General features: G+C 55.3%; 10 protein-coding genes. 7 read left to right on the top strand and 3 right to left on the bottom strand.

Annotated features, from left to right (window positions below; genetic code table 11):
• Positions 1–1343 (bottom strand): histidine kinase dimerization/phospho-acceptor domain-containing protein (locus tag Q7O77_RS08055; protein WP_304165524.1); only part of this gene is annotated, 1343 nt, incomplete at its 3' end.
• A 61-nt stretch (positions 1344–1404) separates the two neighbouring features.
• Between Q7O77_RS08055 and rlmD the strand changes: the two genes are divergently transcribed.
• The 5 genes from rlmD (at position 1405) to eno (ending at position 9082) form a co-directional block, all read left to right on the top strand.
• Positions 1405–2733, top strand: a complete 1329-nt coding sequence (gene rlmD, locus Q7O77_RS08050) for a 23S rRNA (uracil(1939)-C(5))-methyltransferase RlmD (RefSeq protein ID WP_304165523.1) — start codon at positions 1405–1407, stop codon at positions 2731–2733.
• A 15-nt stretch (positions 2734–2748) separates the two neighbouring features.
• A complete protein-coding gene (relA, locus tag Q7O77_RS08045; protein ID WP_304165521.1) occupies positions 2749–4980 on the top strand; it encodes a GTP diphosphokinase in 2232 nt (743 codons plus the stop codon).
• Positions 4981–5043: 63 nt separating this feature from the next.
• Entirely contained in the window at positions 5044–5838 is a 795-nt protein-coding gene (gene mazG, locus Q7O77_RS08040) for a nucleoside triphosphate pyrophosphohydrolase (RefSeq protein WP_304165518.1), read from the top strand.
• A 224-nt stretch (positions 5839–6062) separates the two neighbouring features.
• Complete coding sequence (pyrG, locus tag Q7O77_RS08035) at positions 6063–7700, top strand: glutamine hydrolyzing CTP synthase (RefSeq protein WP_304165515.1); 1638 nt, start codon at positions 6063–6065, stop codon at positions 7698–7700.
• A gap of 80 nt (positions 7701–7780) precedes the next feature.
• Positions 7781–9082: a phosphopyruvate hydratase gene (gene eno, locus Q7O77_RS08030; protein WP_085653751.1), complete on the top strand. Its 1302-nt coding sequence runs from the start codon at positions 7781–7783 to the stop codon at positions 9080–9082.
• 312 nt (positions 9083–9394) lie between these two features.
• Here eno and Q7O77_RS08025 read toward each other — a convergent pair whose 3' ends face one another.
• The gene (locus tag Q7O77_RS08025; RefSeq protein ID WP_304165512.1) at positions 9395–10381 is read right to left on the bottom strand and encodes an MBL fold metallo-hydrolase; all 987 of its coding nucleotides are present in this window, start codon (positions 10379–10381) and stop codon (positions 9395–9397) included.
• Positions 10382–10563: 182 nt separating this feature from the next.
• Here Q7O77_RS08025 and queE point away from each other — a divergent pair, with 182 nt between their 5' ends.
• Entirely contained in the window at positions 10564–11235 is a 672-nt protein-coding gene (gene queE, locus Q7O77_RS08020; RefSeq protein ID WP_304165509.1) for a 7-carboxy-7-deazaguanine synthase QueE, read from the top strand.
• Between the two features lie 40 nt (positions 11236–11275).
• Here the strand turns inward: queE and queD are convergent, their stop codons facing one another.
• Positions 11276–11641, bottom strand: a complete 366-nt coding sequence (gene queD / locus Q7O77_RS08015; protein WP_085653748.1) for a 6-carboxytetrahydropterin synthase QueD — start codon at positions 11639–11641, stop codon at positions 11276–11278.
• A 350-nt stretch (positions 11642–11991) separates the two neighbouring features.
• On the opposite strand from queD, the gene Q7O77_RS08010 reads away from it, so the two are divergent.
• The coding region (locus Q7O77_RS08010; RefSeq protein WP_304165506.1) for a flavodoxin domain-containing protein at positions 11992–12653 on the top strand (662 nt) is incomplete at its 3' end.

Genomic DNA, 12653 nt, shown 5'->3' with positions numbered 1-12653 from the left:
TTGATCTGGATTTCCAGCTGCGCCTGCTGATGCAACTGGGAACGTTTTTCCACGCGGATATCAATGTTGCCGCGCTCCGTAAATTTAATCGCGTTACCCAGCAGGTTGGTGACGATTTGCTGGATGCGCAACGGATCGCCGATAAACTGCTCCGGCACATCGCGCTGAATGTTCAGCGTCAGCTCCAGCCCTTTCTCGTGCGCGGTATGCGCCAGCAGAATCACCATCTCATCCAGCGTGTTGTGCAGAGAAAAAGGGATGTGCTCAAGCACCAGCTTGCCCGCTTCCAGTTTGGAGAAGTCCAGAACGTCGTTGATGATGTTCAGCAGATTGTTGGCCGAGCGTTCAATGGTGTGCAGGTAGTCTTGCTGCGTGGGCGTCAGCTGGGTTTTCAGCGTTTGTCGGGTGAAGCCGATCACGCCGTTGAGCGGCGTGCGCAGCTCATGCGACATATTGGCGAGAAACTCGGACTTGATGCGGGCGGCTTCCTGAGCGCGCTTCTTGGCCAAATCCAGCTCGACGTTCTGGATTTCCATCTGTTCCAGCGTTTCTCTCAGGTCGTAGGTGGCCTGATCGATATTCTGCTGCATCTCTTCATGGTAGGCGGTCAGCGACATCGCCATCGAGTTGATGCCGTTTTTCAGCATATGCAGCTCGCCGAGCATTTTGCCTTCCACCCGGCTGTCCAGCTGGCCCCGGCGGATGCGGTCGACGGTATCCACCATATTGCCGATGGGCGTGGTGACGTCCCGCATCAGGCGATAGGCGAAAAGCAGCGCGCATCCGAGACTCATCAGCAACAGCAGGGTCGCGAGACCAATTTCCCGGTACTGCTGCAGTTCGATGTTGTCCAGATTCAGCGCGATGGCGACATAGCCCACCGGCGCGAAGCGGCCCGTATTGTTGGGAAGCGCGGGCGCCAGTTCTTCCTCTGTCAGCAGCGGCATACGCATGATGAGATGATTGTCACGTTCGAAAATCTGCAGCGCATCCGGTACCGGCGATCCTTCGGGCAGCGCGAGAATATTGTTGATATCGCGGGAGTAGGTGCTCACCAGGGGATGATGGTGCGTATCGAAAACGCTGATGGCGCGAACCACATCGGCGTGGCGGCGATGCAGTCGGTGTACCAGCTGGCGCAGCGTTTCCGGTTGATGCTGGGCGATTACGAAGGCGCTGTTAATCGCCAGAGGTTCAATAATGCTGCTGCCGGCTTCCGTCAGCTGATCCTGCAACTGATTATAACGGTGAATAATGAAGAAGCCGCTGAGCAGGAGTCCCACCAGCAGCGTGGGCGCCAGAATCAGAATCATCATTCGTGCACGCAGACTGTATTTGGTCATGGGGGTCCAATGTGGGAGAATTGAGGCTGATTAATCCGTTAATACATGACATCACACTTATATGGCGCAATTCTACTCCCCAAAACGGCGTGTGACGACCCGTCAACGCATCACCGTGTCGGTCAACGACCTCGACCCTTTCGGTCAAGGCGTGGCGCGTCATCAGGGGAAAACGATCTTCATCGCCGGCGCGTTGCCGGGGGAACAGGCCGAAGTCCAGGTGACCGAGGATAAGAAACAGTTTTCCCGGGCGAGCCTGAAACAGCTGCTGAGCAAAAGCGAAGAACGGGTCGATCCCCGCTGCCCGCATTACAACGTCTGCGGAGGCTGTCAGCAGCAGCATGCCAGTCAGGCGCTGCAGGAGCGCAGTAAAGCCAGCGCGTTGATGCGGCTGATGGCGAGGGAAACTGGGGTGACCATCCCCTCCCCGGACGTGATTAGCGGCCCGGCCTATGCCTACCGACGCCGCGCCCGGCTTGGGTTATACTTTCAGGCTAAATCACAGCGATTGCAGATGGGGTATCGTCAGGCGGCTTCGCACGATCTGGTGGATGTGCGTCACTGTCCGATACTGTGTTCGGAGCTGGAAGCGCTGCTGACGCCGCTGCGCGAGTGCCTTAGCGGTCTTCAGGCCAAAAGGCGCCTCGGCCATGTCGAGCTGGTGCTCGCTGACGAAGGGCCGCTGGTGATTCTGCGTCACCTCGACCCGCTCAGCGACGCAGACCGTCAGGCGCTGCTGACGCTGGCAAGCGAGCGGTCGATAGCGCTGTTTCTCGCCGGTGAGACAGACACGCTGGAGTGTCTGCACGGCGACATGCCGTCATACCGAATTGACGACCTTTCCCTGGCGTTCAGTCCGCGGGACTTCATTCAGGTGAACGACGTCATCAATCGGCAAATGGTCAGCCAGACGTTGTCCTGGCTGGACGTACAGCCGCAGGACCGCGTGCTTGACCTGTTTTGCGGTATGGGCAATTTTACGCTGCCGCTGGCCCGGCGGGCCGCCGAAGTCGTCGGCGTGGAAGGCGTGCCGGCGTTGGTGGCCAAGGGACAGGAAAATGCCCGACGCAACGGTTTATCTAACGCCGTATTCTTTCATCATAACCTGGAAGAGGACGTCACCCGGCAGCCGTGGGCATCGCAGGGGTTCAACAAAATCGTGCTCGATCCGGCCCGCGCCGGCGCGCCGGGCGTGATGTCTCACATCGTGAAACTGGCGCCTGAACGCGTGGTCTACATATCCTGTAACCCGACCACGCTGGCGCGAGACAGCAAAGTGCTATTGGCGGCCGGCTATCATCTGGCGCGGATAGCGATGCTGGATATGTTTCCACACACCGGGCATCTTGAATCCATGGCGTTGTTTCTGCCCGGCGCCGGTGGTCGGTAAAGAAAGGGAGAATTTATGGTTGCGGTAAGAAGTGCTCATTTAAATACCGAAGGCGAATTCGAACCCGATGTGTGGATCGCGTCTTTGGGGATCGCTAACCAGCAGTCATGCGAGCGCCTGAAAGAAACCTGGCGCTATTGTGAACAGCAGACGAAAGATCATCCGGATGCGCTGCTGTTGTTGTGGCGCGGCATCGAAATGGTGGAGATCCTCTCCACCCTGAGTATGGATAACGATAGCCTGCGGGCGGCCATGCTGTTCCCGCTGGTGAATGCGGATGTCGTCAAAGAAGAGACGCTGAAAGAAGCGTTCGGCCAGAATATTGCCAATCTGGTGCACGGCGTCAGAGATATGGATGCGATCCGCCAGCTTAAGGCGACGCAACACGACTCCGTCGCCTCGGAGCAGGTGGATAACATCCGGCGGATGCTGCTGGCGATGGTGGAAGATTTCCGCTGCGTCGTCATCAAGCTGGCGGAACGCATTGCCCATCTGCGCGAAGTGAAGGATGCCCCGGAAGAAGAACGGGTGTTGGCGGCGAAAGAGTGCACCAACATCTATGCGCCGTTGGCGAACCGGCTGGGCATCGGTCAATTGAAGTGGGAGCTGGAAGATTTCTGCTTCCGCTATCTGCATCCCGAAGAGTACAAACGCATCGCCAGCCTGCTGCATGAGCGGCGTATCGATCGCGAACAGTATATCGACGACTTCGTGACCAGCCTGCGTCAGGCGATGGAAAAAGACGGGCTGAAAGCCGATGTCTACGGCCGCCCGAAACACATCTATAGCATCTGGCGCAAGATGCAGAAAAAAGCCCTGTCGTTCGACGAACTGTTCGACGTCCGCGCCGTGCGGATCGTGGTTGAGCGTCTGCAAGACTGCTACGCCGCGTTGGGGATCGTCCATACCCACTATCGTCATCTGCCGGATGAGTTCGACGACTACGTGGCGAACCCGAAACCCAACGGTTATCAGTCCATACATACGGTGGTGCTGGGGCCGCGCGGTAAAACGCTTGAGATCCAGATCCGTACCCGCGACATGCATGAGAACTCCGAGCTGGGCGTCGCCGCGCACTGGAAGTATAAAGAAGGCGCATCGACCACCAGCCGCTCGGGATACGAGGGGCGGATCGCCTGGCTGCGTAAGCTGCTGGCCTGGCAGGAAGAGATGGCGGATTCGGACGAAATGCTGGACGAAGTGCGCAGTCAGGTCTTCGACGATCGCGTCTATGTGTTTACGCCGAAAGGCGATGTCATCGATCTGCCGACCGGTTCGACGCCGCTGGACTTCGCATATCACATTCACAGTGATATCGGGCATCGCTGCATCGGCGCCAAGGTGGGCGGCCGCATCGTACCGTTCACCTATCAGCTGCAGATGGGCGATCAGATAGAAGTCATCACCCAGAAACAGCCAAACCCCAGCCGGGACTGGCTGAATCCGAATCTGGGCTATGTCACCACCAGCCGCGGGCGTTCCAAGATCCACAACTGGTTCCGTAAACAGGATCGCGATAAAAATATCCTGGCGGGCAAACAGATCCTCGATAACGAGCTGGAGAATCTGGGTCTGAGCCAGAAAATGGCGGAGAAACTGCTGCTCCCGCGTTACAACATCAATTCGATGGACGAGTTTCTGGCCGGGATCGGCGGCGGCGACATACGCCTGAATCAGGTCGTCAATTTCCTGCAGTCCAAGGTTAATCAGCCGAGCGCGGAAGAGCAGGATCGCGAAGCGCTGCGCCAGCTGACCCAGAAGACGCCTGCGCCGACGCGTGCCAGCAAAGACAATGGGCGTGTCGTGGTGGAAGGCGTCGGCAACCTGATGCATCACATCGCTCGCTGCTGCCAGCCGATCCCGGGCGACGATATCGTCGGCTTCATCACAAAAGGACGCGGGATCTCTATCCATCGGGCCGACTGCGAACAGCTGGACGAGCTGCGTGGTCATGCGCCGGAGCGCGTGGTGGATGCGGTCTGGGGGGAAAGTTACTCCAGTGGATATTCGCTGGTGGTGCGTGTTACCGCCAACGACCGCAGCGGCTTGCTGCGCGACATCACGACGATTCTCGCCAACGAGAAGGTCAACGTGCTTGGCGTCTCCAGCCGCAGCGATGTCAAACAGCAGCTCGCGACGATCGATATGGAAATCGAAATCTACAACCTGCAGGTGCTGGGCCGGGTTTTGGCCAAGCTGAATCAGCTCCCTGATGTCATTGACGCGCGTCGTCAGCAGGGTAACTGAGTTGCAGTCCGATAATCTGGGCGGGCCCGTTGCCCGCCCATTTCGCCTTAACCAGGAAACGTTATGTCCTCATCCATCTCCCGACTGCTCAATGTCATGACGCAGCTGCGCGATCCGCAGAGCGGCTGCCCGTGGGATCGCAAGCAAACCTTCGATTCGATTGTTCCCTATACGCTGGAAGAAACCTACGAAGTGCTGGACGCCATCCGCCGTAAGGATTTCGACGATCTGCGCAGCGAGCTGGGCGATCTGCTGTTTCAGGTGGTGTTTTACGCCCAGATGGCGCAGGAGCAGGGGCTTTTCGACTTCTCCGACGTTTGCGACGCCATCAGCGACAAGCTGGAGCGACGTCATCCGCATATCTTTGCCGGAGCCGATGCGCCGACCGCGGATGATGCCCTGAAAAATTGGGAGCAGACCAAGTCCGAAGAGAGAGCTGAAAAGGCGCTTCATTCCCAGGTCGACGACATTCCGGAAGCGTTGCCTGCGCTGATGCAGGCGCAAAAAATTCAGCAACGTTGCTCGGCGGTCGGGTTTGACTGGAAGACGCTGGGCCCGGTCGTCGACAAGCTGTACGAAGAGATCGATGAGGTCATGTACGAGGCGAAACAGGCGGTGGTGGATCAGGATCGCCTGGGTGAAGAGCTGGGCGATATGTTCTTCGCCGCCGTCAATCTATCGCGACATTTGGGCCATAAAGCGGAAATCACGCTGCAGGACGCAAATCGTAAATTCTGCCGCCGTTTTCGTCAGGTAGAGCAAATCATTAGCGAAAAAGGGAAAACACTTTCCGAAGCCAGTCTGGAGGAAATGGAGGCCGCCTGGCAGCAGGTAAAACGTGAAGAAAAAGGGCATTAAGGGATTTTAGGCCTGAAATGGCTGATAATTCACATATTTTGATTTATCAGTATGATTTTTCAGGAAGATGTTTCGCCGCTATTCCGTAAGGTAGCGGCGGTCACGGACAGGATGTCTATCCGACATTTGGCAAAACGAACATTTGTGGCGCCCATCAGGTTCGGGTATACTACTTTCCCGTCTTGGTCTTCCATCATCCTTAAACCTAAACTCTCAGGTTCAGCATGACAACTAATTATATTTTTGTGACCGGCGGGGTCGTATCCTCTCTGGGTAAAGGCATTGCCGCAGCCTCTCTGGCGGCTATTCTCGAAGCCCGCGGCCTCAACGTGACCATCATGAAACTGGACCCGTATATCAATGTGGATCCGGGGACAATGAGCCCTACGCAGCACGGTGAAGTGTTCGTCACCGAAGATGGCGCCGAAACCGATCTCGACCTGGGCCACTATGAGCGTTTTATTCGCACTAAAATGACGCGCCGCAATAACTTCACCACCGGACGGATCTATTCTGACGTCCTGCGCAAAGAGCGCCGTGGTGATTATCTGGGTGCGACCATTCAGGTTATTCCTCATATCACCAACGCGATCAAAGAGCGCATCATCGAAGGCGGCGAAGGCCACGATGTCGTGCTGGTCGAAATCGGCGGTACGGTGGGCGATATTGAATCCCTGCCGTTCCTTGAAGCGATTCGTCAGATGGCGGTGGAAGTCGGCCGTGAACATACCCTGTTTATGCATCTGACGCTGGTGCCTTATCTGGCGGCCGCAGGCGAAGTGAAAACCAAGCCGACGCAGCATTCTGTGAAGGAACTGCTGTCCATTGGTATTCAGCCGGATGTGCTGATTTGCCGTTCCGATCGCACGGTTCCCGCGAACGAACGCGCGAAAATTGCATTATTCTGCAATGTGCCGGAAAAAGCGGTGATATCGCTTAAAGACATTGATTCTATTTATAAAATTCCGTCGCTATTGAAATCGCAGGGTCTGGACGATTATATTTGTAAACGATTCAGCTTGGACTGCCCGGAAGCGAACCTGTCAGAATGGGAGCAGGTCGTTTACGAAGAAGCCAACCCGGGCGGCGAAGTGACTATCGGTATGATCGGCAAGTACGTAGAACTGCCGGATGCCTATAAGTCCGTTGTTGAAGCGCTGAAACACGGCGGTTTGAAAAATCGTCTGACCGTGAATATCAAGTTCATCGACTCGCAGGATGTAGAAAGCCGCGGCGTCGAAGTACTGAAAGATTTAGACGCTATTCTGGTGCCGGGTGGTTTCGGTTACCGCGGCGTGGAAGGCAAGATCATGGCTGCGCGATATGCTCGTGAGAACAAGATCCCGTATCTGGGTATCTGTCTGGGCATGCAGGTCGCACTGATGGAGTTTTCCCGTAACGTCGTGGGTATGGAAGGCGCGAACTCCACCGAGTTTGTTCCTGAATGTAAATACCCGGTCGTGGCGCTGATCACCGAATGGCGCGATGCCGAAGGCAACCTGGAAGTGCGTAGCGAAGAGAGCGATCTCGGCGGTACAATGCGCGTCGGCGGGCAGGAATGCCATCTGACCGAAGGTAGCCTGGTACGTAGCCTGTATGGCGAACCGACGATCATTGAGCGTCATCGTCATCGTTATGAAGTCAACAACATGTTGTTGAAACAGATTGAAGCGGCGGGATTACGTGTTGCTGGGTATTCCGCCGACCGCCGACTGGTAGAGATTGTTGAAATCCCTGATCATCCTTGGTTTGTGGCGTGCCAGTTCCATCCGGAATTTACGTCTACACCGCGTGATGGACATCCGCTGTTCGCTGGCTTTGTAAAAGCCGCGGGAGCGTACCAGAAACGTCAGGAAAAATAGGGTTTTGTCAGCAACGCGCGTCCCAAGGTCGCGCGTTGTTCGTCTGAGGTTTTAGTTTAACTTGTACTGAGGAAAATCTAATGTCCAAAATTGTTAAAGTCATTGGCCGTGAAATCATCGACTCACGCGGAAATCCGACCGTTGAGGCTGAAGTTCACCTGGAAGGTGGTTTCGTAGGTCTGGCTGCTGCACCGTCAGGTGCTTCTACGGGTTCCCGCGAAGCGCTGGAACTGCGTGATGGCGACAAATCTCGTTTCCTGGGTAAAGGCGTAACCAAAGCTGTTGCTGCTGTTAACGGCCCGATCGCACAGGCTGTTCTGGGTAAAGATGCTAAAGACCAGGCTAACGTTGACCAGATCATGATCGATCTGGACGGTACTGAAAACAAATCCAAATTCGGCGCGAACGCTATCCTGGCCGTTTCTCTGGCTTCTGCTAAAGCTGCTGCCGCTTCTAAAGGCCTGCCGCTGTACGCACACATCGCTGAACTGAACGGCACTCCGGGTCAGTACTCCATGCCGCTGCCGATGATGAACATCATCAATGGTGGTGAGCACGCTGACAACAACGTCGACATCCAGGAATTCATGATTCAGCCTGTTGGCGCGAAAACCGTTAAAGAAGCCATCCGCATGGGTTCTGAAGTGTTCCACAACCTGGCTAAAGTTCTGAAAGCCAAAGGTATGAACACTGCAGTCGGCGACGAAGGTGGTTATGCACCGAACCTGGAATCCAACGCTGCTGCGCTGGCTGCCATCAAAGAAGCCGTAGAAAAAGCAGGTTACGTTCTGGGTAAAGACGTGACTCTGGCTATGGACTGTGCCGCTTCCGAGTTCTACAACAACGAAACGGGTAACTACGAACTGAAAGGCGAAGGCAAAACCTTCACTTCTCAGGAATTCACTCACTACCTGGAAGAGCTGACCAAACAGTATCCGATCGTGTCCATCGAAGATGGCCTGAACGAATCTGACTGGGACGGTTTCGCATACCAGACTAAAGTCCTGGGCGACAAAATCCAGCTGGTGGGCGACGACCTGTTCGTGACCAACACCAAGATCCTGAAAGAAGGTATCGACAAAGGCATCGCTAACTCCATCCTGATCAAATTCAACCAGATCGGTTCTCTGACCGAAACTCTGGCTGCAATCAAGATGGCGAAAGACGCTGGCTACACTGCCGTTATCTCTCACCGTTCTGGCGAAACTGAAGATGCGACCATCGCTGACCTGGCTGTAGGTACTGCTGCTGGCCAGATCAAAACCGGTTCCATGAGCCGTTCTGACCGTGTTGCTAAGTACAACCAGCTGATTCGTATCGAAGAAGCGCTGGGTGCTAAAGCGCCGTTCAACGGTCTGAAAGAAGTGAAAGGCCAGGCTTAATCGCCCCTTTTTCTTCTCAGGAGTCTGGCGCTGAATAGCGTTCAGACTCCGGTGGATTGAAAATAAATCCGGAAGCGTGTCATGCGCCTCCGGATTTTTTTTGCCTGTGTCAGAAGCCCTCTTGGACACGTCATGCTTCCGCCGATCTTCCCCCCCAGAACAGAGACTTCCTCTTTAGCTTTTCTCAACGCGATAGCCTTCCGCTATCGTCATGACGTCAGCTTCGAGTAAAGGCACGGAATTGAAGGGGGGAAGAGGAAGAGGGCGAGGTTGATATGGCAGGGAGGGCATACTCCCTGCCGTGACGTCGTATTACTGCGCTGCCAGCCCTGACAGGCTGTAGTTGGCCGGAACCCAGCGATAGCCGTTCGGCTTGCCATCACTGTCTTTCAGCACTTTGACGTGGCCCAGTCCGGGGAAGCTGATGTGCGCGCCCGCGACCCAGTAACCTTTATCCGCGGCATCGGCCAGAATGGAAGCGCGATTTTTCGCTGCGGTATCCATATCAGAGTCGAAGCTGATCGTGGTTGCCGGCAACGGGAACTGAACGGAGGCGGCGTGAATGATATCGCCCCATACCAGCAGCTTGGCGCCATCGCTATCTACCCACAGTCCTGAGTGTCCCGGCGTATGTCCGGCCAGCGGCAGGGCGGTGATCCCCGGCACGATCCTATCGTTGCCGCTATACACTTTCATTTTCTTCGCGGCATTGATGACCTGGAACGTATTCTGAGCCAGCTGGAAACCCGCTTTACTGTCGGCTGGCGCTTTTTGCAGGTTCGCTTCACTCAGCCAGTAATCTCTGTCTGCTTTGCTGATGTAGACTGCGGCATTGGGGAAGGTCGGTTTGCCGTTGGTCAGCAGGCCGCCGATATGATCGCTGTGCAGGTGGGTCAGGATCACGGTATCCACCTGATCCGGTCGGTAACCGGCGGCTTTCAAATTACCCAGAAGACGGCCCACCGGCGCGCCCGCTTTTACGCCATTACCGGTATCGATCAGAACCAGATTTTTGCCGGTATTAATCAAGAAGGTATTGATGGAGGTTTCGACGGCAGAGGCGTCCAGCGCATCATCCGCCAGCTTTTGTTTGATGATCTCCGCCGGAGTGCGAGTCAGCAGCGTTCCCATCGGCATCGTAAATGTGCCATCCGAAAGCGCGGTCACTTCAAATTGGCCCAACATCAGTCGGTAGTAGCCCGGCTGGGTTTTCACCTGTGGGACGGCCTGGGCGTTCACCATCGCGGGAACGGCGAACAGCGTCATTAAACATAACGTCAGAGATTTCAGCGAACTCATGTTTTTCGTTCCTTGTCGTTTTCGGTTTTTTACTGGGTAAAGCCTAGCACTAAATGGCGATTATTAACCGGACGTGGGCAATGACTCAATCGAAACCTCTCCGGCTCATGACGACGGTTGTTTGGCGACTCATCGGCGATCTGCGATAATGATCTTTTACGCAACCGCTACAGTGGAAAAACATGCAGTACCCGATTAACGAAATGTTCCAGACCTTACAGGGAGAGGGCTATTTTACTGGCGTTCCCGCGGTGTTTATCCGTTTACAGGGATGCCCGGTGGGGTGCAGCTGGTGTGATACCAAACATACCTGGGAGAAGCGCCCGGAGCGGGAAATTCCGCTAAAGCAGATCGTCGATAAAACGACGGAGAGCGATGCCTGGGGCTCGGCCAGCGTGGAGGATATCGTTGGCCATATGACGCAGCTGGGCTATACCGCTCGGCATGTGGTGATTACCGGCGGCGAGCCCTGCATTCATGATCTGACGACGCTGACTCAGCGACTGGAAGCGCTAGGTTTCAGTACACAAATCGAAACCAGCGGGACGCATGAAATCCGCTGCTCAACCCACTGCTGGGTCACGGTATCGCCAAAGGTGAATATGCGCGGCGGAATGGTGGTTATCGATCAGGCGTTGCAGCGGGCGGATGAGATTAAACATCCGGTGGCGCGGGAGCGTGATATCGAAACGTTGGATACGCTGTTGAACCGGTTGGATGATGATAAGGCGCGGGTCATTGCGTTACAGCCTATCAGCCAGAAAGAAGAAGCGACTCGGTTGTGCATTGCTACCTGCATAGCGCGCAACTGGCGTTTATCCATGCAGACCCACAAGTACCTGAACATAGCCTGACGACGACCTGACCGGTGCGTCCGTGCTGGTCAGGCGGCGATTATTCCTCTCCCCGATACACGCAGCCCGCGGTACAGGTTTCTTTGACCCGGACGGCAGTCAGCAGCGGCAGTATCGGTTTCAATCTCTGCCAAATCCACTGAGCCAGAATTTCACTGGTCGGGTTTTCCAACCCAGGAATTTCATTCAGATAGTGGTGATCTAACTGCTCCCAGATCGGACGAGAGATGGCTTTCAGTTCGGCAAAATCCATCACCCAGCCGGTATAGGCATCGACTTCGCCGGTAATTTCCAGTCGAACCATAAATGAGTGGCCATGCAGCCGGCCACATTTGTGTCCGTCTGGAACATGGGGAAGCCGATGAGCGGCTTCAAACTGAAAATCTTTAAACAGCATGGTTGGCATGACGGTGAATCTCATATGACCTGAAAAAACCGACGCATACTACCGGAAAGTGCGCCTTTGCGCTATTTTCCGCCGCAAAGAAGCGTAAATAGTAATTTTTATCATTTGGTTTTCGGCGTGATTGTTTGTTTTTTGTTTTTATAAATCAATACCTTATTTTGTTTTTCCGCCTATATCACTTTTTGTGGTAAAGCGTATATAAAAAACCCTTTAGTCATTTTGGTTATTTGATATTTCCATCATTTCTTTAATTGTTAAGATGGGGGTCGCTACCTTAATAACCCATTCAACTATGTACCGCACCAAATCGGCATTGGCGCCAGCGACCTGAACAAGGAAAACGTATCACAATGACTAATCCGGTTTCTCCGACTTCGCTACTCCCTCTGAGCGCGGAGCAACTTGCGCGCCTGCAGGCGGCAACCGGTGATTTCTCACCCACCCAGCTTGCCTGGTTATCCGGTTATTTCTGGGGGATTTCTCAGCAGCCCGCGGGCGTTTCTACCGGCGCGATGGCGACAGCCAGCGCACCCGCCGCCGCTCCTTCGGCGATCACGCTGATCTCGGCGTCTCAGACGGGGAATGCGCGTCGGGTCGCTGAACAGACGCGGGACGATCTGCTGGCGGCCGGACTGCCGGTCACGCTCGTTAACGCGGGCGATTACAAATTCAAGCAAATTGCTCAGGAGAAACTGCTGGTCGTTGTGGCATCGACGCAAGGCGAAGGTGAACCGCCGGAAGAAGCCGTGGCATTGTATAAGTACCTGTTCTCCAAAAAAGCGCCGACCTTGAACGGCACTGCCTTTGCGGTCTTTGGCCTCGGGGACTCCTCGTACGAGTTCTTCTGCAAAGCCGGTAAAGACTTTGACAATCGTCTTGCGGAACTGGGGGCGGAACGCCTGCTAGACCGAGTGGATGCTGACGTGACGTTCCAACCTGAGGCGGAGCAGTGGCGGCAACGGCTGACGGAAACGCTGAAGTCTCGCCATCAGGCGCAGGACGCGGCCGCTGT

Origin of the sequence: Lonsdalea britannica, from assembly GCF_946477055.1 — a bacterium.
GTDB lineage: Bacteria > Pseudomonadota > Gammaproteobacteria > Enterobacterales > Enterobacteriaceae > Lonsdalea > Lonsdalea britannica_A.
The sequence above is the reverse complement of the archived record's forward strand: the minus strand, read 5'-3'. Positions and strand labels throughout refer to the sequence as shown.